Source organism: Okeania sp. SIO2F5, from assembly GCF_010692685.1.
Lineage (GTDB): Bacteria > Cyanobacteriota > Cyanobacteriia > Cyanobacteriales > Microcoleaceae > Okeania > Okeania hirsuta.
In genome coordinates this window covers 31,066-55,848 of record NZ_JAAHGU010000010.1, presented here as the reverse complement: position 1 = coordinate 55,848, position 24,783 = coordinate 31,066, and the positions used below count along the sequence as shown (strand labels likewise).

General features: G+C 35.4%; 19 protein-coding genes, 2 tRNA genes and 2 pseudogenes. 11 read left to right on the top strand and 12 right to left on the bottom strand.

Features of this window, described 5'->3' with window-relative positions; translation table 11 throughout:
* Nucleotides 1-159: 159 nt before the first annotated feature.
* Nucleotides 160-774: a CP12 domain-containing protein gene (locus tag F6K27_RS06745; RefSeq protein ID WP_124145211.1), complete on the top strand. Its 615-nt coding sequence runs from the start codon at nucleotides 160-162 to the stop codon at nucleotides 772-774.
* A gap of 450 nt (nucleotides 775-1,224) precedes the next feature.
* On the opposite strand, the gene F6K27_RS06740 is transcribed toward F6K27_RS06745, so the two are convergent.
* The 8 genes from F6K27_RS06740 to F6K27_RS06705 form a co-directional block, all read right to left on the bottom strand.
* Entirely contained in the window at nucleotides 1,225-1,908 is a 684-nt protein-coding gene (locus tag F6K27_RS06740) for a Uma2 family endonuclease (RefSeq protein ID WP_287272933.1), read from the bottom strand.
* A 163-nt stretch (nucleotides 1,909-2,071) separates the two neighbouring features.
* Entirely contained in the window at nucleotides 2,072-2,362 is a 291-nt protein-coding gene (locus tag F6K27_RS06735; RefSeq protein WP_287272931.1) for a type II toxin-antitoxin system Phd/YefM family antitoxin, read from the bottom strand.
* A 212-nt stretch (nucleotides 2,363-2,574) separates the two neighbouring features.
* Nucleotides 2,575-4,146, bottom strand: coding sequence for a GUN4 domain-containing protein (locus F6K27_RS06730; RefSeq protein ID WP_287272929.1), 1,572 nt, complete (start codon nucleotides 4,144-4,146; stop codon nucleotides 2,575-2,577).
* A 117-nt stretch (nucleotides 4,147-4,263) separates the two neighbouring features.
* On the bottom strand, nucleotides 4,264-4,494 hold the full coding sequence (locus F6K27_RS06725) for a hypothetical protein (RefSeq protein WP_287272927.1): 231 nt from the start codon (nucleotides 4,492-4,494) through the stop codon (nucleotides 4,264-4,266).
* Nucleotides 4,495-4,528: 34 nt separating this feature from the next.
* On the bottom strand, nucleotides 4,529-4,918 hold the full coding sequence (locus F6K27_RS06720; RefSeq protein WP_287272925.1) for a hypothetical protein: 390 nt from the start codon (nucleotides 4,916-4,918) through the stop codon (nucleotides 4,529-4,531).
* A 202-nt stretch (nucleotides 4,919-5,120) separates the two neighbouring features.
* A complete protein-coding gene (locus F6K27_RS06715; protein WP_287272924.1) occupies nucleotides 5,121-7,196 on the bottom strand; it encodes a peptidoglycan DD-metalloendopeptidase family protein in 2,076 nt (691 codons plus the stop codon).
* A gap of 317 nt (nucleotides 7,197-7,513) precedes the next feature.
* Nucleotides 7,514-8,392, bottom strand: a complete 879-nt coding sequence (locus F6K27_RS06710) for a biotin--[acetyl-CoA-carboxylase] ligase (RefSeq protein WP_287284129.1) — start codon at nucleotides 8,390-8,392, stop codon at nucleotides 7,514-7,516.
* A 95-nt stretch (nucleotides 8,393-8,487) separates the two neighbouring features.
* Nucleotides 8,488-9,030, bottom strand: a complete 543-nt coding sequence (locus tag F6K27_RS06705) for a hypothetical protein (protein WP_287300852.1) — start codon at nucleotides 9,028-9,030, stop codon at nucleotides 8,488-8,490.
* A 14-nt stretch (nucleotides 9,031-9,044) separates the two neighbouring features.
* On the opposite strand from F6K27_RS06705, the gene pgeF reads away from it, so the two are divergent.
* A complete protein-coding gene (gene pgeF, locus F6K27_RS06700; protein ID WP_287272918.1) occupies nucleotides 9,045-9,905 on the top strand; it encodes a peptidoglycan editing factor PgeF in 861 nt (286 codons plus the stop codon).
* Nucleotides 9,906-10,486: 581 nt separating this feature from the next.
* A complete protein-coding gene (locus F6K27_RS06695; protein ID WP_287272916.1) occupies nucleotides 10,487-11,098 on the top strand; it encodes a CPP1-like family protein in 612 nt (203 codons plus the stop codon).
* 277 nt (nucleotides 11,099-11,375) lie between these two features.
* On the opposite strand, the gene F6K27_RS06690 is transcribed toward F6K27_RS06695, so the two are convergent.
* Nucleotides 11,376-13,031 (bottom strand): ABC transporter substrate-binding protein, encoded by a 1,656-nt coding sequence (locus F6K27_RS06690; RefSeq protein ID WP_287272914.1) that lies wholly within the window; start codon nucleotides 13,029-13,031, stop codon nucleotides 11,376-11,378.
* A gap of 1,515 nt (nucleotides 13,032-14,546) precedes the next feature.
* Here F6K27_RS06690 and F6K27_RS06685 point away from each other — a divergent pair.
* The gene (locus tag F6K27_RS06685) at nucleotides 14,547-15,053 is read left to right on the top strand and encodes a hypothetical protein (RefSeq protein WP_287272913.1); all 507 of its coding nucleotides are present in this window, start codon (nucleotides 14,547-14,549) and stop codon (nucleotides 15,051-15,053) included.
* Between the two features lie 519 nt (nucleotides 15,054-15,572).
* Here the strand turns inward: F6K27_RS06685 and F6K27_RS06680 are convergent.
* Nucleotides 15,573-16,220: a hypothetical protein gene (locus tag F6K27_RS06680; RefSeq protein ID WP_240038941.1), complete on the bottom strand. Its 648-nt coding sequence runs from the start codon at nucleotides 16,218-16,220 to the stop codon at nucleotides 15,573-15,575.
* A 657-nt stretch (nucleotides 16,221-16,877) separates the two neighbouring features.
* On the opposite strand from F6K27_RS06680, the gene F6K27_RS06675 reads away from it, so the two are divergent.
* Complete coding sequence (locus tag F6K27_RS06675) at nucleotides 16,878-17,546, top strand: hypothetical protein (protein ID WP_287272910.1); 669 nt, start codon at nucleotides 16,878-16,880, stop codon at nucleotides 17,544-17,546.
* Between the two features lie 592 nt (nucleotides 17,547-18,138).
* Here the strand turns inward: F6K27_RS06675 and F6K27_RS06670 are convergent.
* Nucleotides 18,139-18,211, bottom strand: a tRNA-Ala gene (locus F6K27_RS06670).
* A 635-nt stretch (nucleotides 18,212-18,846) separates the two neighbouring features.
* Nucleotides 18,847-18,920: transfer RNA gene (locus tag F6K27_RS06665), tRNA-Val, on the bottom strand.
* A gap of 332 nt (nucleotides 18,921-19,252) precedes the next feature.
* Here F6K27_RS06665 and F6K27_RS06660 point away from each other — a divergent pair.
* The 6 genes and pseudogenes from F6K27_RS06660 to arsJ all read left to right on the top strand — a co-directional run.
* A pseudogene (locus F6K27_RS06660) lies at nucleotides 19,253-19,582 on the top strand (arsenic resistance protein); the annotation flags it as partial.
* Nucleotides 19,583-19,738: 156 nt separating this feature from the next.
* Nucleotides 19,739-19,927, top strand: a pseudogene (locus F6K27_RS06655) (arsenical resistance protein ArsH); the annotation flags it as partial.
* A gap of 2 nt (nucleotides 19,928-19,929) precedes the next feature.
* Nucleotides 19,930-20,379: a dual specificity protein phosphatase family protein gene (locus tag F6K27_RS06650; protein ID WP_124144837.1), complete on the top strand. Its 450-nt coding sequence runs from the start codon at nucleotides 19,930-19,932 to the stop codon at nucleotides 20,377-20,379.
* Nucleotides 20,380-20,625: 246 nt separating this feature from the next.
* Complete coding sequence (locus F6K27_RS06645) at nucleotides 20,626-21,639, top strand: ArsJ-associated glyceraldehyde-3-phosphate dehydrogenase (protein ID WP_287272908.1); 1,014 nt, start codon at nucleotides 20,626-20,628, stop codon at nucleotides 21,637-21,639.
* 271 nt (nucleotides 21,640-21,910) lie between these two features.
* On the top strand, nucleotides 21,911-22,081 hold the full coding sequence (locus F6K27_RS06640; protein WP_287272906.1) for a hypothetical protein: 171 nt from the start codon (nucleotides 21,911-21,913) through the stop codon (nucleotides 22,079-22,081).
* Between the two features lie 559 nt (nucleotides 22,082-22,640).
* On the top strand, nucleotides 22,641-23,897 hold the full coding sequence (gene arsJ, locus F6K27_RS06635) for an organoarsenical effux MFS transporter ArsJ (RefSeq protein ID WP_287272905.1): 1,257 nt from the start codon (nucleotides 22,641-22,643) through the stop codon (nucleotides 23,895-23,897).
* Nucleotides 23,898-24,783 lie beyond the last annotated feature (886 nt).

The window sequence follows — 24,783 nt, the reverse complement described above, 5'->3', positions numbered from 1 at the left end:
TATTAGTCAGAAAAATTAAAATAATTAAAAATAATTTGATTTGATAAATCTGTAGACTAAATAACTCTTTTATCCTACTCTTAAATTAATAGCAAAGCTGCTAAATATTGATAGTTTAAATATCAATAACTAAATACATATTATTGAGGAAAAGTCAAGATGATGCAAGCTAAAGATATTATGACCACAGAGGTTGAAAAAATTCGTGGTTCGGCGACAGTAGCTGATGCTGTGAAGAAAATGAACGATCTCTGTCTGCGTGCTCTAATTGTAGAACGCCGTCACGAGCAAGATGCTTATGGTATTATCACAGAGGCAGATATTGTTTATAAGGTTGCTGCTTACGGCAAAGACCCTAAACAAGTGCGAGTTTATGAAATTATGACTAAACCTTGCATTGTTGTTAATCCCGATTTAGGTGTAGAATATGTAGCGAGATTATTTGCTAATACAGGTATACATCGAGCACCTGTAATTAAGGATACGTTACTTGGTATTATTTCAATTACAGATATTTTAAGCAAAAGCGATTTTGTGGAGAAACCAAAATCTGTACTGCTTGAAAGGAGAATAGAAGCAGCTATTGAAGAAGCAAGAAGTATTTGTGCGGAAAAAGGTGTGACTTCTAAAGAATGTGCAGCAGCTTGGGATATTGTAGAAGAGTTACAAGCTGAAGCTGCTCATCAAAAGGCAGAAAGACTGGAAAAAACTGCTTTCGATATCTATTGCGAGGATAACCCAGAAGCTGCTGAAGCACGAAATTACGATGTTTAGGGTTTGCGCTCAAAAGTCTTTTAGTAGGGGTAGGAGACAGGAGACAACCCACCCCTCGCCCCTCCCCCTCCCAGGAGGGGAAGACAGGAGAAATGGGAATGAGCAAGGAGCTAGGAGTAAGAATTGTCCTAAGATTGTTCTGCCCAAATCTTGACCAAAATCCGCTCATTTTTTAACCGTTACCACTTAAAACCTCGCACTTTTTGATACTTAAAAAAGCACTTACCTTTATCTATAAAGACTTTTAGATTTAATCAGCAAGTCCTATTTAGTTTCAACTTTTTCGCGATCGATGTTAACAGGGAACAAGCAACAGTGGGAAAACATTTCCCTGTCTAAGGTCGATCGTCATTTCAGTTATCAGTTATATCATGTCCGGATAATCAGCGATAAAAAAACCTTCTCCACTTGAACCTTTCTTTACCTTCTGCCTTCTGCCTTCTGCCTTCTTCAAGATGATAATTTCTCCACAAAATTTTGATGTTCTGCTGTAGCTAACCCCAGTTGTACAACTTCAATTACTTTGATTAAATTTCCTGTTAATAAAGCTGCTTTATCTAACCATAAACCAGGAAAAACTTCACTACAAATTATTCCCTCGGAATTAGGTTGAAGCTGAACATATTCCCCTTTTTGTAGGCTAAACCAATCAATTTCTCCATCTTCGACGCGCCAAACCAGATATTCTTGAACTTGATTACGACGATAGATTTTCTTTTTTTCATGCACATCAATAGAAACAGTACTAGCAGCAATTTCTACTATTAATTCCGGTGCTCCTTCCACATAACCATCTTCACTAATAATTGACTGTCCACCATTTTCAATTCGCATTAAAGCATCGGGTTGAGGTTCATTATCTCCATCCAAACGAACAGTCGAATTATCTCCAAGTTGCACTCCTGGTGTTGAAGCACGATAGAGTAATAGCCATCCCATAATTGAAGCATGGGGTTCACCATGTTGGGTCATTCGTAAAGGAGATGCCATATAAACTGTTCCCTCAATTAATTCTGCTTTTTTAACATTTGACTTACTGTAACGATGTTCAAATTCAATTCGAGTTAAGCGATCGCCATTTTCTAGGGTGGGAATTATTGATGTTAATACTGTATTTTTAAATCCAATTTTCATAACCATCTGGCCTCAATATGTTAGATTTTGTTAGTAAATATATAATATAAAATATTAATTTTTGAGGTGTTTTGAATTGTCAAGGATAGGCAAAGTTTAGTTATTAATACTATTGTTAAATGTGGTGTGATTTTACTATCTGAATTAGATGCGATCGCTAATTTCAATTTGATATTCCATGCTTCTGTTTGAGCTTAGTTAATGCTTGTTTGGCTGGAAAAGTTCGTCCCTCTTGAACTGAATTTAAACCTGCTTGAATGCCTTCTATTGCTTGTATGCGGTCTACTAATTCTAGTAATTTTTGATATGACTCTGCATCTTGAACTACTACTTCTGCTTTACCATTAACTGTGAGGATGAGTGGGTTTCCGCTTTCCTTAATTCGCTGCAAGTATTGAGTAGTATTACGCTTGAAGTTAGTGAGAGAGTCAATGTCTTTGGTTATGTCTAGCATCTTGTTACTTAGATAGCTGTTTAGCATCATATTAGCATTTTTTTAGATGCTTGCTAAGTGAGCTACTAGAAAAAAGTCAGGGGCCAATTTTACTACAGAAGCTCTATGAATCAAGATTGCCCATCCTACAAAATACTTTGACTGTGCTATTAACTGATAACTGAAATTAGTTATTAAAACTTTTTTCTATTGATAGCTGAAATGCTTATATGTTAAAATTTACAAGTCTCTGCACGAAGGAAGATATCATTAACATAAAACTTACCCTGCCAATACCTAGTCACAGGAAAACGTCCCTGCTCAGGTTGGCTGATATTGAACAACCTTGAGTCACTATATGACAACCATTTTCCTGCCTCGCGCCATCCTACTTTGTCTCCAAAGTTTTTCCATGACTCATCATCATACTCTTTCGTTCCAGCCAAACTCTGATAAATTCTACTTTGCGCGGAAAAGCCTAATTTATCATCACTGTATTTTTGCCAAAGCAGGTCTATAATACGGAGGTTTGAACATGAAAATTTTTTTATCGACTCTGTATTTAGTCCGCCTTCTTTTTCTAGGTTAGTAACTTTTAGCATAATATTGAAAGTTTCCCAATCGGCTTCTTTCCATTTCTTTTGTTTGAGTAGATTTTCTAAAGTTGAATACTCTATATTTTTGTTTTTTTCCAGTATTGAAACAGTAATTGTGGCCAAAAATGCGCCCAAAATTCCCGTGAAAATAAATAAGAATGAACGACTTACAAAATCCTGAATAGTAGGAAAAGTTTTAATTAATTTTTTAGCTACCTTTGGCAATGAAGATTTTTTCCCTGGATCATTGGATGAACTATTATTCTCTTTATTCTCTGATTTTGAATAATTTATTGAATTATTCAATCTGCTAATTGCATTAATAGCTTCCATATCTGAACCAGAAGCAGCTATATTAACTCGAATCCACAATTGTTTAGCTAATTCAATATTTTTCTCTACCTCGGCTTGATAAGCATCATTTTTTAGCGTGGCAATATCACTCAAGTTTGCCTGTTTTTCTAATAAAATTAAATTATATTTAGTAGCAGGTTCCACAATAGCATAAGGAGTTTGCCGAGGCTTTCTAAACTGACGATTAATATCAGGAATTCTATAAAGTAGACGATTATATAATCTTTCAACAGTTGCACAATTACTTTCACCTTGAATTCTTAAAGATTCTAATAAAGCATAAGTAAAAGCACCTTTTTTTATCCTTTCATCCTCAATTTCATAAGACTTTTCATTAGGACTACAAGAAGCAATTGTAATTACTCCTTTCTGCTTTTCTTCACCAATACCTAAACCTTTTGAACTTTCCTGACTGCGACAAGCATCCAAAAATAAAATCACATTATCTGCTCCACATCGCCTTAGTCTTTCTGTCACTAAATAAAGGGGAATAGCAGTATCTTCTACTCCATCTGGATGAGGGTCAGCATCAGTAGGCATTAAATAATCTCGGTCACTAAAACGCATTCCATGACCGCTATAAAAGAACCAGAAATTATCACCTGCGGATAAAAATTCTTTGTTAAATCTTACTCGTAAAAATCTTTTGAGCGTGCCATAAGTAGGTTGAGAATTAAAAGGTTTACCTGCATCATTAATTTCAGGAGAATTATCCGTAAATAAATAAACTTTCTCAAAACCTGCATCATTGAGAAAGTAATCCCGCATTAATTCAGCATCTCTCTGAGCATATTGAAGGGTTGGCATATTATCGTAATGATTAATTCCAACACAAATAGCCCAATTTTTTGCCATTCTCTAAGACTCCTTCCGTACTAATTTTAGTTTAATTGCCCCCTTATTTCCAGCTTTTCCACCAATACCAAATAAAGTAACTTGACCTTCCCCATTAATTTCAACTGATAATTCAATTTATTTTAATTTAACATTAGAAGTTTCTTGATTTGTTTGGTCAAATACATATTCAATAACTTCAAGAAATTCAGACATTTCTCGTTTCAAATCTTCAGCTTTAACTTGAAGTCTTTTTCTACTTGATTCGGTAGATTCTTTTTGCCTCTCATTATAATCAGGTCCCGTATCTATTGAATTTTTTCCTCCAGAAGTTTCATCGGCAATAATCCAAATCTTCTTGTCTTTCATAATAATAATTAGTTCTGATGACTTTTGATTTTTCCTAATTTTGACTTTTAACTTTTAACTTTTGGCTTTCCTCAACTTGACGTTCTGGCATTGGTTGAAGAGGTGCATTAATTGGATTGTACTTACAATAGCAGATTGCCACTACATCAAATTCACCTATTGGCAGATCGGGTGTGTAGGTTTCAACTCGCGAAACTTCCCAGTCTCCTTGACGATAATGGGTGCTATAACCATGTTCTTCTGGGTTGTGCAGTGCATCGACTCTAATAAACTCGGTTGGTCTATACCCTGGTTCTGGAATTGGTTTATTCGATGAGTCAAAATGTTCGGTTAGTATACGAGTCAGTTGTTGAGTATGTTCTAGTTTTCGAGACTCCCAACCTGGTTGGTCTTTTTCCGCTCGAAAAATAATGTACTTATTCATGAGTTATACTAAATCTGGTCTAGACAGAGCCTTTATTATAAAGGTAAGGTAAGGCAGAAGGATTAGAGAGAAACAACAAAAAACGTGCTTTATTATTCAGCATTATTAAGATTGTAGAGGCGATTCGCGAATCGCCCCTACACATTGAATATTGGACTCAAATATTCAGGAGTTTTGTCAATTTTTCCCTATTCAAATAACTCTATTCCACCACTTTTTTCTCCCCTTCACTCAAACTAATTTTTGTCTCTTCATCAGACTTTTCCGCAGCTTTTGTCAATTCAAAAATTGGTGGTTCTAAATCAGGAATAGGTACTTCAAAACCTGGTGGTAAAGGTGGCAGTTGTGGTACACCAGAATCTAATTCCTTAGTCTGTTTCACCAATTCATTAATACTTATTTCCGGTACAGGTGGTATTTCAGTAATTTTCAATGCTGTCATCAAATTCACCAAAGCAAACTGAATATGAGTATCTGGGTTTTTCGCAACCCACCCATCCTTTGTTAACTGTCGCATTTCAAAATGTAAGTGGGGACCTGTAGACATTCCCGTACTACCAACTCTCCCAATAACTTCACCTTGTTTAACAACTTCTCCTGGTTTCACAAAAATTTCTGATAAGTGACCGTAGAGAGTTTCCAATGATTTTTTCTGGTGGTCTAATACAACAGTTACACCATAACCTCCTAACCAGTCAGCGATCGCTACTTGACCTGCATAAGTTGCAACTACTGGGGTTCCTATTGGCGCTCCTAAGTCTGTACCTGTGTGAAATTTCTTATAACCTAATATTGGATGTTGTCTCCAACCAAATAATGAAGTGATGGGTGCAGGGATAGATAGAGGAAATATTAATCTAGTGTTACCATTTCCTGGTACTGCTGGCGGTCGCATGGTGCGGTTGTAATATGCTAAACCTGACTGAGTAATGGGGTTATCAAATAAACCTTGCACCTGAGCGGGTAAAACTGCAGCGACTTCTACTCCTTGTGACGACCCTGAGTAGTAACTTGGTGTATAGGAAGTGCTGGAGTAATAACTGTTTTGACTGGAGGATGAACCAGAGTAGTAACTACTTTGACTATAACTAGAAGTGTCTGAATAATAACTGTTGTTGGAGGAGTAATAGTTGCTTTTGGAGGATGAGTAATAGTTGTGATCGTAGGATGAGTCTTGATAGTTATTTTGAGAATAGTAACTTTGTTGAGTTTCTCCACTCCATGAATTGTTGGATGCTGTTTGAGCAGGAGCGCTCCAGTTATTAGTTTGAGCAGGGGCGCTCCAATTATTTGTTGCAGTTGTAGAACTCCAGTTATTAGTCTGAGTAGGGGCGCTCCAATTGTTATTTTCGGCGACAGCACTCCAATTTTTGTTAGTTGTTGGATATTCGGCGATGTTATCTGTGGAACGTTCGGAGAAAACTACTGTGTTTGGTGCTTCATAACTTTCTGTTGCCCCAGTTTTGTATTCTGTATTATCTATATAAGCGTTAGTCGAACCGTCATAATAATAAAGTTTTTCAGGTTTTGGTAATGTTAGAGGTGGCAACTCCTGATATTTTGGTTGTTTTGATAGGTTGAGTCCTGTATTTGTCGGAGGTGCGACATACAAATTTTTCGGCAGATAAATACCACTGTCTGGTTCTGGTTCTGGTTCTGGTTCTGGTTGGGAATAATAATAAGGTTCTGGTTCGTAATAACTTGGTGCTGGTTGAGAATAATAAGGTTCTGGTTCGTAATAACTTGGTGCTGGTTGAGAATAATAATATGGTTCTGGTTCGTAATAGCTTGGTGCTGGTTGAGAATAATATGGTTCTGGTTCTGGTTCGTAATAGTATGGTTCCGAATAGTATGGTTCCGAATAACTTGGTGAAGCAGAATAATAAGGTTCGGGTTCGTAATATGGTTCTGAATAATAAGGTTCGGGTTCGTAATATGGTTCCGGTGTATATGAAGGTGTTGGTTCGTAGTAGGGTTCCGAATAATATGGTTCTGGTGAATAGGATGGCTCCGAATAGGATGTTTGGGGATAATAGTTATCTACTGGAGCAGGTTGATATGATGGTTCATAGTCATAGACTTCTATTTCTAAAACTGCTTCGGCTAAAACTATACCTCTACTCAGCATTCCTAGACTAGCTAGACAACAACCAAGCTGCATAAGAGATTTATGAGTTAGAAGTTTGGTCTGAATAATATTTTGGTTTTGCTTTTTGGTTGTTTCCTGTAGTTCAGTTTTAGACTCTACTGACAGGTTTTGGTTCTCTGATACCATCATTTCCTCACACTATACTTATTACTTTGAATTGACAATTAAACAGTTTAACGGGGGAAGGCAGAAGGCAGAAGGGAAAATTGCTTATGGATAGTCAACGATTTGAAAAACCGCTATATGATTTTTCTCTGGTAATTAAATTGTTTTGTTGCCCAAAAAAAATATTGCAGTTTCTTACTTTTTACCTTCTTATACTAAGCGTGAAAAAAGAATGCTTAACTTAGGTGACACTTAAATAATTAAGTCAGGATTTACGCACGGACACTAAATCCAGTGAGGGCAAATGCCATTCGCCTCTACTCCCCCACTCCCCCACTCCCTCACTCCTGACTTCCAGACAGCGGTTGGCCATAACCAAGACTAATTGTACCGGGTTTGAGGAAAATTTCTGAGGAAGATATTTGAGGCTGAGTTAGCAGACTAGCTGAGTCTTGATTAAACTTGACCCGTAATTCCCCATTAGTCGTTACTCCCACAATTGTGCCAATACGATTTTCTACTACTACTTGCTGCCCAATATTTATTAGTAGTTGCTGATAGGAAGGTAAGATACTTTCTATTCCTGACTCTAAAAGTTGTTTAATGCCAGAATCTAGTCCATGAAAGACTATAGCAGCTAACATTTCTAAAGAGAATATTTCTGGTTTTGACTGTTTCCTATAATAGCTTTGCAAATTAATTCCTGTGTCTGGTACAGAATTAGCCCAATTAATCCCTACGCCAATGACTGCCTGAGAAATTTTTTTCTTGTGTATCCTGGTCTCTGTTAAGATGCCGCCTAATTTTTTGTGTTCTAAAATTAAGTCATTGGGCCACTTGACTTTAACTGGTACACCATAATCCCTCAAACTAGAGGCTATACCCCAAGCACTGGATAAAGTTAGCTGAGGAGTTTGAGATATAGAGATATTAGGAGCGATGGTATTGCTCTTGGCGATCGCTATTGACATATATAGGCCACCGACAGTTGACTGCCAATTTCTTCCCCATTGACCACGTCCTGCTGTTTGTTGACTGGCAATGACAATGCTTGATGGGTTTCCGGAGTCGATTAACTGCCAAAGAGTTTGATTGGTTGAGGGGAGACTCAGAAAAATATGGAGATTGGCGAATGTTGAAGCGGTGAATTTATCTGAAACTCCTTGAATATTTGACAAGCTGTCTATAAATTTTTTTTTGTTAAATTCTGCTACTGACAATTTTCTACTATTGGGTCAAAGTTTAAAAGTTTATAGATATCAACACTTTATCGCAGAAGGAAGAAGAAAGAAGAAAGAAGGAAGAAGGAAAAGTCTTACTTTATCTGAGTTTTAAACTTTTGAATTGTCCTAACCTTTCCTTGAGTTGATGACTCAATAATTTGTTCTGCTTCTGTTGCGGATGTCGCAATAGTCATTTCATTCTCTGAAGCACTCGAAGTTGGAGGTGTGACTTCTACTTCTGTTGCGGATATCGCAATAGTCATTTCATTCTCTGAAGCACTCGAAGTTGGAGGTGTGACTTCTACTTCTGTTGCGGATATCGCAACAGTCATTTCATTCTCTGAAGCACTCGAAGTTGGAGGTGTGACTTCTACTTCTGTTGCGGATATCGCAATAGTCATTTCATTCTCTGAAGCATCCAGGATAGATGATTTAATCCTTCTCTCTACTACTGTTGCGGATCTAGCAATAGTCGTTTCATTGTCTGAAGCACTCTGGATTTGGGTAAACTTCCAATCATCTGCAGTAGAGCGAACAAAAATGTCAAAATAAACGAAGGCACTTATGCTGAGGTCAGGAGTCAGAATTGCTTTCTGCCTTCTGCCTTTCCTGATAATAATCTCAATCCTGAACAATAACTTTGATTCTGATGACTGTAGCTGACTCTGACTCACAAAAATCAAATAGATACTACCAAATTTTGGGCGAGAATAATACCACTTGGCACTGGCAAAAATGGCAAGGATTATCTTACCTAACTTGTAGCCTCTTGGAACATTGGCCTCATGGCTTTTTTACTCACCATTTCTGGCCTCGTACACCAGGAGAATTAGTAGAAGTATTCCCTTCTTCTGCTGAGGTATATCGTGTGAAACAAGTACATGGCAATACTGTACTAACAACAGGGAAAGCTACTCAGGTAGAGATGCCTAATTCTAGTCCCGAAAAAACTTATGCTGAAGCTGATGGTTTAATAACTGAAACGACAAAACAAGCAGTTTGGGTTTGTAGTGCTGACTGTGTACCTGTTTTGATTGCTGACAAAAAAACAGGACAAGTGGCAGCAGTTCATGCCGGATGGCGTGGCACGGCCGCTAAAATTGTTCCGGTAGCATTGGCAAGTTTTCAAGCTCAGGGTAGTCAATTATCCGATCTATTAATTGTTCTTGGCCCTGCTATTGCTGGAGAGGTTTATCAAGTTTCTGAAGATGTGGCGGCTGAGGTTGGGGCGACTGTTGTGCCACAAATAGAGAAAGCAACTACTGAGGAGATTTTGCATTTTCTGGAGCTGTTGCCTAATTCACCAGTTTTATCCGATCCTGAACCGGGAAAGGTGCGCTTGGATGTGCGTATGGTTAATGTTTTACAGTTGGAGCAATTGGGTATTGGTCATTCACAGATGGCGATCGCTCCTTATTGTACTTATCAACAACCGGATTACTTTTTTTCTTATCGACGTGAAAAACAGAAGAAAGTGCAGTGGTCAGGGATAGTGAGTGGGTTGAATTAGGGTTTGCTGAATACAGTATGAGTGGTAGGGGTAGGAGACAGGAGACAGGAGACAGGAGAAATGGAAATTATAGAGGAGGTAGTCGGGTATATTTGTCCCAAGATTTTTCTGCCATAATCATCCCAAAATACTATCTTTTTGACCTTTTTAGACCAAAAAAGGCAGCAAACCAATATCTGTCAGTGCTTTGATATTTAATCAGCAAGCCCGATCGAGTCAAGAGTCTAAATTTACAAGCCAAAAGATAGGTAAAATACATTAATCAAGTGGTAATTTCAGTGTTTGGCAGAAAATGCTCTAGAGCTAGAATTCCTTTTTTCTCTAACCAATGTTAAATACTTCCTTAAGTGAAGTCTTATTTTTTGCCTCTCGACATCTTTTTTTGATTTTCCTTCTATTAATTTCAGGGGGTTAAAAGCTATTTTTGATAGTCAGCGCTTATGTTGATTTATGAGATGATTCGGTAATTTGTGTAGAAATTTCTGTATAGTTAACTGAGCATATTTTTGGGAAACTAGATAAGATTAAAATACTAGAACCCAATACTTTGTCATAGTTTAAAAGATTATTAATAAATTACAATGAGCGATCTAAGTCATTATCAACAACTTGGTCTCACTGAAGATGCTTCTTTTGATGAAATTCAAGCAGCAAAGGAACGTTTGAAGCAGCAGCATAGTGGCGATCAAAAAGTTATAGAAAATATTGAAGCTGCTTATGATTCGATTTTGATGGACCGTTTACGGTTGCGTCAGGAAGGAAAGATTAAGGTTCCTGAGCGTATTCGGTTTCCTGAGAAGCAAACAAAGAAAGTCCCTGATAGTTTTACTCCTGGGTTGACGGGAAAAGGGCCTGTTTGGCTACAAAAGTTAATTGATACTCCTAGTCAAGCTGATATTTTGTGGCCTACTGGTATATATGTGGTTTTAGGTGCTATTAGTATTTATTCTGGGGTTAGTCAACCGTCTATTTTGCAACTTACTTTGGCTTTGGGAGTTGGTGGTTGTCTTTATTTTCTTAATCGTAAAGAGAATAAGTTTGGTCGTGCTGTATTGTTGACTGTTGGGGGTTTAATTCTTGGGTTGATTTTAGGTGGAATATTGAGTGCTTTAGCAACTGGTTTAAGCACAGAAATATTTATTACTTTGGTAACGTTTTTGGTGTTATGGATGGTTAGTTGTTTTTTACGTTAATTAAGGTGAGGAGTCAGGAGTCAGGAGTCAGGAGTTAGAATTAATTACTAAGAACAGAGGTTTTAAATCTACTTAATTTATGAATCACTCAATAATTTATCCTGAATTGTAGCTCCTGTACCTTGCCAATATGTCTTCTGAACTCCCTTGAAAGTTATAACTCTAACTATCTACATAGATCCCTTGCTCAAATTCTTTTTCGATCAAAAATCTAAATCACTAAATCATAGTATCTAATTCTCAATCTTTACTTCCTTCTCAATTCCAGTCAGAATCTCTATGATTTATTAATTGTCCAGAAAGGAAACTGCTGAGTCGGTTCTAAATTTACTCCATTAATATTTTTCTGAGCAAATACATAATCTTTATCTAACCACAGTGGAATAAAAGGAACATCTTCTCCTAATAAGTCTTGAATTTCTCTGAAAATAGCTTGGCGCTTTTCTGGGTTTTGTTCTTGACGTTGTTGCTCTATTAATTGATTGATACGATCGCTATAATAAAATGAACCTTGAAATTGGCTAGCTCCTGCTTCGCAACCTGTTTCTTCTGAGCCTTTTGTACATTCTAAAAATGGTTGGATATAGTTATCAGCGTCAACAAAATCTCCGTACCAATCTAACATAAAAGTTTGATATAGTCCTTTATCTAAATTTTTAAAGGCGGTCGCTGCTTCTACACTATTTAATTCTAATTCCATTAAGCCTTCTATTTTTTCTTCTACGGATGCTTTGAGTGTACTAGCGACTAATTGTCTTTTTGTCGAATTAGAAGCATACCAAATTTCTATTTTTGCTGGATTATCTTGAGAATATCCTGCCTCTTTTAATAATTCTCTAGCTTTGTCAAAGTTTCCATCTCCATAATTTTCTTGAAATACTGGTTTATAACCTTCAAATTTATTGGGAATTAGACTATAAATAGGTTCTGCTTGCCCTCGCAAAACTCGTTTATTTAACAAATTTCTGTCAACAATAGCTGCTAATGCTTGTCTCACTGCTTTGTTGTCTAATGGTGCTGAATTAATATTTAAAACTATATAATTAACTGTCTTGCCATCTGTAGAAATTACTTGCCAACCTTGACGGTCTGATTCTTGTTCTAAGTTAGAAATTTGGTCAGTATCAAGAGATAGATAAGCTACATCAATAGCACCTGTTTTAAAGGCATTAAATAAGTTGGCTGAACTAGAAAATATTTGAATGTCAATTCCTTGATTTTGTGGTTTTTCTCCCCAATAATTTTCAAATATATCTAATCGTAAAACATCAGTACCGTACTCAACTAATTTATATGGTCCAGTACCAATAAATGTATCGGGTTTAAATTTATTTTCATCTATTGTATATGCTTGAGGCGAAACAGCACAAAGACCAGAAAATGCTAGTAAAGGAGTAAAAGCAGCAAAGGGTTTTTTTAATTTTATTGTTAACTGATATTCTCCGGTAGCTTCTATTGACTCTACTGTATTTGCTAATAAAGAAGAAGGTGGACCTTCATTTTCAATAAAACGTTTTAAAGAAAAGGCCATTGCTTCACTATTCAAGGGACTACCGTCATGGAATGTTACCCCCTGACGAATAGGAATTGTATATGTTGTGCCATCTTCGCTAATTTTTGGCATTTCTGTGGCTAGTTGAGGGACAAGTTCTGTTGTTCCTAATTTGTAACCGTAGAGGCGATCGCCTAAGTTATAGAGTAAGTTACCAGATATTACTTCGTAGGCATCTGCCGGGTCTACGGTACGAGGTTTAAGAGTTGTACCAATTGTAATACGATTTGTTTTGATTTCTGTGGTGGAGGTGTCATTAGGATTATTCTGTGGTTGACTACAACTAATAACCAGGAAACAGCAAAGACAAAATAAACCAATAAATTGAATAATTAGCTGTCGGGAACGGTTGACAGAATTAAATAATTGATGTTTGACCAATTTAATTATTTACCTCACTAATATCTGAAGTATGTGATTTTTTCTGAGATAAATTCTACCAAGATTTTTGTTGCTAAGAAAATTATTTAAAATCTTGCTGATAAATTATGAGTTGTTAGTGCAAGCTTCAACAAAATATGATAGCTAATGTAGAACTACTACTATTACTATATATGATTATTCCGGCGATAATTTATGGGAAGTATTTTTGACAATTTATAATAATATCAATTTTATGTAATATCAAATCCGCTTGGGTTCGGTCTAAAAAAAATGTTCTATCACAGCGCCATTGCCAAATCTTTCTCGATATTCCCCTCCCAGGAGGGGTTAGGGGTGGGTTCCCACACTATGAATCTAATTACACCAATGCTACCGGATTTGATATTTTGATATAAGGTTACACATAGTTATACATTTATATTTTTCTTGGATTACCAGTAACTTCTTTTAGTAACGCCATTCACTTTTTCCTTTTTTGTTCTTTTGGTTGTTCCTTCTGCAATAATTTATCATTTTTTATCTACAGTCTACTGTAAGTAATTTTTTATTCTATGCAACTTCATATTAATTTTGCATAAGAATGAATCTATATATATATAGCAATTCTAAATCATACCAATTCCTCAAAATAATACTATCTTTATTGAAGATTTCAGTTATTAAGTAATAAGTAATGTTCAGTAATCTTTTTAGCAATTATTTGTATGAAGTAAATATCTCTTATTTGTTATTTGTCTACTAGACATCTCCATAAAAGAGGCAACAGCCAACAGGCAACAGGGAGAAATAATTAATAATTTATGGATAAGAATTGATTTTATTTTTGATTTTTACCAGATGTCTACTCCCTACTCCCAAGAAGATATAGCAAATATCAAAAGTTTTGCTATTATACCAATTCCCATGCATTAATGCTATACTTAGGTAACACTTCAGTTATTAAGTAATTAACACAGGCAGATTTTTTTTTGCTAATTTGAGTCCAGTTAATGTTAATTATTCTTATGTTTACTTCTCTGTACGAATGTTGCATACAAAGTCAGTACCTACCACCCTATTCCCCTACTCAAGAAAATGTAGAAAAGTTTTTGATAAATGGTATTATTTGTGATGATTTTGTTGTTTCCCTATTCCCTAAAAGTCTAAAATATTTCACAATTCAAATCAGGCTGCTATATTGAGGGATTTCAATCATAGTTTTGTTAATGTTAATTAATTTTATAATTAAAAAAAATTAAGGGAATTGGTGATTTAAGGTATGAAATAAGTAATTTAGGTAAATTAAGAGTCATTCCAAAGATGGCAAAATTAAATATTGTTTTTACTTAATTGACCGAAAAGCACTTTCTTTATCCTGACTTCTGACTCAATCCTCCTGAATCCTAAGTCATTAAAATTAATATAATACATGGGCTTCAGCAACGCCAAATTAAGAATTATCACAAACTATAGATAAGTTTAGAGGTTCATGTTTAAAATTGCGATACCATATAGTTTTTACTGGTAAATTCTATGTCTGGTTCTCAAAATATCAATAAAAATTTGAGTTTAGAAGAAGTTTATACTTGTCCTGTATGTTATCATGGCCAGATATCAGCAATGATTTTAATGGATGCTTTTGCTTGTAACTTCTGTAACCATATTTTTACTGTAGATCTGGTAAGGCAATCATTGAAAATAGCAGATAGTTCTTCTCATTTAAGTTGGCGGTGGAATGGTAGAAATTGGAAAGTCGATCATCCTAATGTAGAATTGAACTGGGTAATTAAGTTATTAGCAGTTGCATTTGTAATATTACCAACAACATTAATAGGATTAACGGCTTACTTTTATCCTCCAATACCTGGTACTCCTTTGTGTTGGTTACCAAGAGTTTGGACTGGTTTAACTTTTTTATTTCATTTGCTAATTATCGTTAATATTTTCATTGATTATTATCAGTTTCCAGTCAGGTTATATTTAAAAGCAGTAGGACGATATTTATGGCTTAGGATTTCACCACAAAATTCTTCTACTTGAAGAAGGAAGAACCTAAGTTGGAAAAAGTGGACGGGGATTCAAACCCAAACCAATTGTAAACACTGTGTAGACGGCAGGGTATTAAACCCAAAAGAAAAAGATAAATTTCAAGATGCTAAATTGCTAAATCAGATACAATTAATGAGCAAGATATGAAGATATAGAAATTCCAGATGAGTTATGAAACTGGATTATCATTTTTTACCATACTAAAAAATCTGTAAAAATTTTCACTTTTCCCTGTTCCCTGAAGTCTTGAATTGTATTTTTACATTTCACGAGATGTAAATAAATAGTATATCAGGCTTCATGTTAAATTTAAAGATACAGCAGATTGCAAGTAAATGAGGTACACTTCTTAAATTTGATCAACCCCCAGAATTTTAAAATTGGTTGACAAATTGTTGTTACTGTACCTCATCAACCTGAAATGACCTGCATTATATTAACCAGCTTTTAAATCTTCAGAGGGAAAATTCAAAAAGCCGTTCTCTAAATTTTAATTGCTACAAAATTATCTTAGCTAAAGATAGCATTAATTAAAACATCAGTTAAATTCATCTTTTTCAAATCGTCAATAGTCACAGTATTACAAATATCAAACCTGGCACCTATTGTTTGTAATTCATTATCTAATAATTGAAAAAACTTTGTTACTTCAGGCTTATTTCCTACCTGAATAAGTGAAATACCCAATTCTTCATCTTGTTGCAAATTATTAGCCGCAAAAATTATAATATCCTTGACTCGCTCAGGGTCTTCTATCTCACCTACCGTAACAACTAAGATAGTTTCCCCATTTGGCTTTGCTGTATTTAAAGCACGTCGCTCAAAATAATTATCAATAGCATCCTTAAGAGCATCTGCTAAATTAGTTTTGCCCGAAGGTTGATTTTCCAGGAAGATATGAGCTAAGTCCGTGGATGTCACCTGGTCATATCGTTTAAAATAGTCTGAAAATAGGTAAACTGTTAGTCCATCTAAATCTAGCTTCTCACATTCACTTGCTAATTTGATTACCGACTCTTGCATTAGTTCCCAAGGACTTTTGTCTATGGCAGAGTCAGATAGATACATATCTTTGCTTTTATCGATGATTAAGGTGTAATCACGCTGTTGTATAGCAGCACCACCTTCAAGTAACGGGTCCATAATATTGGTCTCCATTATCTTCTCTTACTAAATTGTTAATAGCACCAAAATTTGTTTGTGCTGACTTAATTTTCTACTGCCTGCGGAAAATATTTTTATCCATCTGTAGAAACTTCTAAGTTGTGATGAGATTATAATTATAATTTTGATTTGTCAGTAAAAATTTAGAAATTCACTAGCTAAATATTGTATCGTCTTGTTGATAGCTGCAGATCTTTTCAATTAAGCAGAAATTTTAGATAGAAGCAAACTTTCATTTACATAAGCTTTGGGAAAAAGTCTCTTCTCCGGAAAAACACCCAATTAAGTTGAAATCAAGTAATAGTTGTTTGTTTTTAGAGCTTTTATGACAAATTATTATGGAACTAACTGACTTTTTTGTAAGTCTATTGATTTTAGTTAAATACTGTAAATTTGTATTATATGTGACTAATCAGACAAAATGGTACAAATCAAGTCCATTTTAGTGATGATAGATTAATTAGAGATAGACAGATTAAGTTGAACTAATACTAAATTTTGCAATTCTATTGTTATATGTAGCCAAGTAGCAGAATAAAATTAAAACTTACACTTTTATTTGCTCCTGTAGTTCTAGTCATAGTTCTCAAGTGACTGGTTTCCCAACTAATAATCACAAGTAAATCTAGCAATAATAAATGCGTATTAACCATGAAATTAAACTCTAAAAATCATAAACAAAATCCAAATGAACGAGTTGATCATAAATCACCTCATCCTTTTTTACTAGCATTAATTTTGACTGGAATATTAGCTGCTGAAGCATATCCCAATCTTACTGAAACAGCAATTGCTGCTGTAAAAGAGCTTCAATCTCAACAATTAGAAACAAATACCAAAACTAATTCTACAGCTAATAAATTTGCTAACCTTATCAAGTCTGCAACAGAGATTAAAATCGACAACCAGACAGAAATATCTCAAGCATTTTCTCTAAAAAATAAATCTATCAATCAGATACTTGCTGTTAGCGAACCTTCCATTAATCAAAATTTTGATGATCTAAAAAAAATCAGTAAACCCACCCTAGATAAAGTGGAAAAAATTGCCGATCGTGACGAAATAATACCTAATAATATAGTTGATGCTGTTCGCGAAGATTTAAGTAATCAAACGGGTATTTTGCCTAAAAATATCAAAGTTACTCAAGTCAGTCAAGAAATTTGGCCTAATACTTGCTTGGGACTTGCAAATAGTGATGAACTTTGTGGGCAAAGATTAGTAGAAGGTTGGTATATTATCTTGTCTGATGGTAATGAGACCTGGTCTTATCGTACAGATAATAAGGGTAAATCAATCAGAGTAGAAGCAAAAAATTAAATATAGTTATCATAAATCCCCTATATAATTACCAAATACTTTAAAAAGGATAAATGAAGATTCCATAAATGTATTGTGTTACACTACGTTTTGATACATCAAATGAAATATTTGACAATTGTGGAGCAATAGCTAAGTTTGGTATTATGAAAATCTATCGACAACTATAGCTAGCTTTAGTAGGTGAAGGAAAACCTTCAAACAGACTTTAGTCTATCTTAAAAATGATATGGTTTTAAGAACTGAAGTTTTAATTTGAACAAAAAGGAAATATTTGGAGTATTTAGATATTCTTGTTTCAACAGACTTACTCTATCAGGAGTAGTTTATGATTAATTTATCTAGTTTCAGCCCATACAAATAAGAATTGTTAAAAGCATTGATAACGGTAAAAAAGTAAACTCAAAACTGCTATTATTTAAAGTTGAATTTCACAGCTAAGTAGAACATGGTAAATTTTGGGCGCTATGTATCAAATTGTAAATTAGCTCAAAAGTTTATATTCATTTTCTTTAGGGTTTTTTTGATTAAAAGTGCAACGTCTTTTTTTTAGCCTGCTCTACTTAAGCTAAGTAGTTATTGAATATTAACATGGAGTTAAGCGGACTCGAACCGCTGGCCCCCTCAATGCCATTGAGGTGCTCTACCAACTGAGCTATAACCCCTAATCACAAATATTTTAGCCTTTTCTAGACTAACTACTTTTTCCAATTTAGTAATCTGATTATACCATGACTTCTAGATTTTACAGACACTTTATCAAAAATACTTCTTTTAAATTAATTTGTATATAATAATCTTTTATATTGTCGTATAAAAATTAGCAGTTGGCCAATAAATAATGTCTAGTGGTATTTGTATGGCATTTAGACATCTCCAGAAAAGAGGCAGTAGGCAGTAGGCAGTAGGGAGAAAGAATTGATAATTTATGTGTGATAATTGATTTGATTTTGGATTTTTACCAGATGTCTATTTACATATCTTGGTTGTACCTATAGATGGCCACCTCTAATAGTTTCGCTATATTTAACAAGAAAAGGAATTAATTTTTACACTTCAATAGAATTGTGACTAAAGAGGTAAAATATTCTCTCTGTATGTGTTAAGCATGAGTTATCTTGATCATTTTTACTTCTTTAGTATCGAATAGATTAACGAAACAATGGGTATATTATTAACATGACTTACCCAAAGACACTATATATAGCCCATACCAATTTAGGCGATTGCTGACACAAAGCTCCGCTAACACTATAATCTTTTCAGGATAAACTTCTACTCAACAAGGTTCGCAGAAAAATGGACGTAACAGGACTCGAACCTGTGACCCCTACCATGTCAAGGTAGTGCTCTAACCAACTGAGCTATACGTCCAAACTATGCTTTAGTATACCAATTCTAGAGCAAAAGTCTAAATTTTATGAGAAATATATAAATAATAACTATTTTTTATATATAAAAAATAAGTATATCTTATAAAGATACCTTTTACCCCAGCAGGGGTATTGTCATAGATACTGAACTACCCCACTGTAACCTACGCTGTGGGGAAATTTTCTGACTTCAGAGGGGACTGCGTAAGTTTGTTCTTACCTCCACTTTTTTCGCTATACTAGCCTTACCTAAAATATCAATTTTTTTTGAAATATACAGATATAAAAAATATGAACAAAACTGTAAAAATACTGCTGAGAGATTTCAAGAAGGCCGTACCACTATTTCTCCAGACTAATTTTATTTTCTTGATTACTTATGTAGCAGCTTTGAAAATGAAATTACATTATGAAGATGCTACTCCCGCTGCTTTAATTGGAGCTAGTAATCATTTTGAAGTAGCGATCGCCACTTCAGTTACTCTATTTGGTTTGAATTCTGGGGCAGCTTTAGCAACAGTAGTGGGAGTATTAATAGAAGTACCAGTAATGTTGATGTTGGTATAGTTTTGCAAACGCACAGCTTTTTGGTTTCCTCACGAACCAGAGAAGGCAACTTTATTAGATTCTCCTTGTTGTGCGACTCCATTTGTTGGAGATTAGGGGAAGGGGAGTGGGGGAGTAGGGTAGAAAATTTCACTGAAGTTAGAAGTCACAAGTCACAAGTCAGAAGTTAGATTTGATCTACTAAAAACTTTGATCAGACCATAGTTTGGGGCAATTATTTGACATTTAAAGGAGCGAAACTATTTATAACATCCCTATCAGTCTTCTGTAGCGAAAGCTTATCAGGAATTTAATGAAGATGGGACAATGAAAGATTCAGCTTATCGCGATCGCGTTGTTGATGTTATGGAGGAATTATACAAGTTTACATTATTGTTGCGAGATAAGGTTGATTATTTGACAGACCGCTATAGTGAGCGTAAAGAAAAGGAAAGAAATTAACTATGGAAGAAAAAACAACTCAACCGATAGCAGAAAATTTGTGGTGGGTGATTCCACAGAAACTGGCAGGAGTTCGCAAACCATTGCCAGAAGAGTTGCCAGAATTACAGAAACTAGGTATCGGTGCAATAGTCTCTTTGATGGATGATCCCTCTAACTTAGAGCTTTACAAACAAGCAAACTTACCTTACTTGTGGTTGCCTACCAAAGGAGGAACTGCACCAAGTCGGGAACAAATTAAACAACTACAGGATTTTATTGATAGTCAAAACAATGGTGTTGTAATTCATTGCAGCAATGGCAAAAGACGAACAGCTACTGCTCTTGCGGGGTATTTGATTATTTCTGGTTCATCTTATGATGAGGCAATGGAAATTATTTCAACTGCAAACCCAGAAATTGATTTACGGGAATCTCAAAGTAGCTTTTTACAGACTTTGGCAAAAAATTAACTTGTTTAAGAGATTAAAAAACTGGATACTATCATGCCATTTGCTTCTACAGATAGTGTATTATCTAATAATTTGCCTAAGTCCTGAGCTAGTTAAGAAAAAAGAAAATTTGGTGTTGGTGCATTGTAATGGTAGTGCTTTGTAGTTATTTTTATTATGAGACACTACAGTGGGAGCATCTTCCTCCCGTACTATGCTATTCACCATTGCTATGTAAAACTATCGAAAATTTAAAGGAGGAAAAATATGGCAATACGCATAGGAATAAATGGATTTGGTCGCATGGGAAGGTTGGCACTGCGTGCAGCTTGGGAATGGCCAGAACTAGAGTTTGTTCACATTAATGAAATCAAAGGAGGTACGGCAGCAGCAGCGCATTTACTTAAGTTTGATTCTGTACATGGCAGGTGGTCGCCGGAAGTAGAAGCAGCAGACGAACAGGTAATAATTGATGGTAAACCTCTCAGTTTCAGTGAATATTCCCAACCAGGTGAAGTACCTTGGGACAAATTTGGTGTTGATATTGTGTTGGAATGTTCTGGCAAGTTTAGGACTCCAAGCACTCTCGAACCTTACTTTCAGAATGGTGTCAAAAAGGTAATTGTGGCAGCACCAGTTAAAGAAGAAGCTTTAAATGTAGTCATGGGTGTTAACGATAATCTGTATGAACCTGAAAAACATCACTTACTCACGGCAGCTTCTTGTACTACCAACTGTTTAGCTCCAGTGGTAAAGGTGATTCACGAAGGATTGGGAATTAAACATGGAGTTATTACTACTATCCATGATAATACTAATACTCAAGTTATTGTTGATGCACCTCATAAAGATTTGCGTCGTGCCAGATCTACAAGTCTTTCACTGATTCCGACTACAACTGGTTCGGCAACAGCGATCGCATTAATTTACCCAGAACTTAAGGGTAAGTTGAATGGTTTAGCGGTGCGGGTTCCTTTGTTAAATGCTTCTTTGACAGATTGTGTGTTTGAAGTAGTTCGTCCTACCACAGTAGCAGAAATTAACAGTTTATTGAAAGCTGCATCTGAGCAACCACCGCTCAAAGGAATTTTGGGTTATGAAGAACGTCCTTTAGTTTCCATTGACTATAAAGATGATCCCCGCTCTTCTATTATTGATGCTCTTTCAACAATGGTAGTAGATGAGACTCAAGTGAAAATTTTGGCTTGGTATGACAATGAATGGGGTTATGCTAACCGTATGGCAGAGTTAGCTCGAAAAGTTGCTTTGAGTTTGCAATAGGCATTTCAGTTATCAGTTATCAGTTATCAGTAATTCTCCTTGGAGGCTAATATAGAATCTAGTGAACAGTTGTCATTGCGACGATAGGAAGCAATCTCAGAAGTTAAGGAGATTGCTTCCTTCCACTCCGTTCCAGTCGCAATGACTTGGATATAGTAGTTACCCGGATTTTATATAATTACTGCTTTGGTGTAATAATGATCTAATGACTCATAACTTATGACTGATAACTGACAATAAGTTAAATAAATAGGATAAAAAGGAGAAAAATATGACTGATTTTTCTATTACAATGAAAGATATTTTTAAGCAGAGAGAAATTCCAATTATAGATAATTTATTTGCTACTGATAATTTGTTTGAAAATTTAGAAATAGATGAAATGGTTGAAGTTATATTCGATACTTTTATGAGAAATTGTTCTCTAGAAGAATTACAATAAATGACTGAGGAAATAATTAGTTCTAAAATCAGACGTATATTGGGGGGCAAGTATTATATGGATTAATAAGTGATTTAACTCCTGAATAATAAATAGAAGAGTTTGATGCAGCAATGCGAGATATAAGGAAAATGTGAATTGAATATTTATTAGATACAAATATTTTAACTGCTATTCTTAAAAAAGATTCTAGACTTGATATTCGGCTGAATAATTTTAATTATAGAAAAGAAAAACTTTTTATCAGTTGTATTACCTATTTTGAAAGTAAGGGAGTTTTATTAGCAGTTAATCCCCAAAAAAGTTAGCTATTTTGGAGGATTTGTGTAATAGTGATATCAATATTTTGTTTTTAGACAAGATAGAGATAATTAATATCACCTCTGGCATTTATGCAAATTTAAGGAAAAAATGAACACCCATACAATTTCCCGATATTTTGATTGCTACTACAGCAATTTATCATAATCTAGTGTTAGTTTCTAATGATTCTGATATGTTAAGAATTGAAGGTTTAATTTTAGCAAATTGGTTACAATAGTTTAAATTAATTAAAATCATGGCTTCTACCACAAGTTCTAGTATAAAAAATTATGCCCTAGTCACTCTTGCTTACTGGGGTTTCACCATTACTGATGGTGCTTTACGAATGTTAGTGCTACTCTACTTCTACAAAATTGGTTATTCTCCCCTAGAAATAGCCTTTTTGTTCTTATTTTATGAAGTTTTTGGCATCTTTACTAATTTTTTCGGCGGTTGGATCGGTTCACAGTTTGGATTAAGAGTAACTCTTTACAGCGGTCTTGCTCTGCAGGTTTTCGCCCTAATTATGCTTTCATGGGTAAACCCAAGTTGGGCACAATGGTTAGCTGTATCTTATGTGATGGTAGCACAAGCATTTTCGGGAATAGCTAAAGACTTAACGAAAATGAGTTCTAAAAGTGCGATTAAGTTAGTTGTGCCTGAAGATGCTGAATCATCTCTATTTAAGTGGGTGGCAGTATTAACTGGTTCCAAGAATGCTCTGAAAGGAGTTGGTTTTTTTGTCGGTAGTGCGCTACTGACATTATTTGGATTTGTCAATGCTCTGTGGATAATGGCAGGCGGATTATTTTTAATTCTGTTCACCAGCATAATGTTGCCAGAAGACATGGGCAAAATTAAGCAGAAAGTGAACTTTAAAGAACTTTTTTCTAAAAGTGAGGAAATTAATATTCTTTCTGCTGCTCGCTTCTTTTTATTTGGTTCGCGAGATGTCTGGTTTGTGGTAGGATTACCTGTTTTCCTGGAAGGTACTTTGGGTTGGTCGTTTTATCAAGTTGGTGGATTTATGGCTTGTTGGGTGATTGGTTATGGTATTATTCAATCTTTAGCACCGACTCTGATCCAGAAATTTGGTTCTGGCGAGCCACCACAATCAAAAACAATTCAATTTTGGACGTTTACATTAACTGGTATTCCCGGCGCGATCGCTCTAGCATTACAATTTGGCTTACCTGCTAATTGGATTATTGTTGGTGGACTGATGATTTTTGGTGTAGTGTTTGCTTTTAACTCTGCAGTTCATTCCTATCTAGTGTTGGCATTTACTAATGATGATAAAGTGGCATTAAATGTTGGTTTCTATTATATGGCTAATTCTGGTGGTCGTCTTGCAGGTACGGTTTTATCTGGGTTGGTTTATCAGATATTTGGTTTAGTTGGTTGTCTGTGGGTATCAATGTCGTTTGTATTAGCAGCAGGTTTAATTTCCCTGAAGTTACCCGAACCTCAACCGAGTCAAGCTATTGCTTGGAAAGCTGGTGGAGGAGATTAAGAAGTGAGTAGTGGCGTGTCAAGCTGAAAATGGTGTATTAAATTTTTTAGTATAATTATTGCTATGACTAAGGTTTAGAGAATTTTCCTAAAACACGATTTCAAGCTTGACGTGCCAGTAGGTTGGGTTAAGCGACAGCGCAACCCAACAAAAACCAAGATAATCAAGCAAGAAGTAGGTTAGGTATAACGAAGTGACACACAGGGATAATAATGATTTTGGGTTTCGTTGCTGGATAATTTTGGGTTTCGTTGCCTCAACCCAACCTACAATTTTTTTTGACTTCTGACTGGCTTTGTTGCATGAAAGTAGCGATCGCCAAAAACTCCCTTAGTTGGAAGTTAACTAGATTTCTACTTTGTAGCTCTGGGGTTTACCATTTTGAATCATCACGTTGAGTATGGAACATTGTATGAATNCGGTATTCATTGCTTTTACTTAAAAAGTCAGAGGCTGCATATATGCTTTGTGTAGGTGCTTGAGAGATACCCGCAGCAATATTCTCAAAATGGTTCAGGAGAGAGGTTACACGAGGCCCTTTAAGCATAGTAGCCCTGATTTTATCATAGTCAAATACTTTCATATTTAAAAAATACCAGTCGAATTCTATCTATGATCCCTGCCACTATACCACAAAGGGGGTTGGGGGGTTAGATTTTTTTCATCCATAGTTCTAGACTAGACGTGCTAGTAGTTTGGGTTATAAATATATAGGGTTTGCGCTCAAAAGTCTTATGGGTAAGGGTAGGAGACAGGAGACAGGAGACAACCCACCCCTAACCCCTCCCAGGAGGGGAGGGGAAGACAGGAGGAACGGGGAATGAGCGAGGAGGTAGGATTCATTAATTGATAATGGATAATGGATAATTACCTCGGATTTTAACCG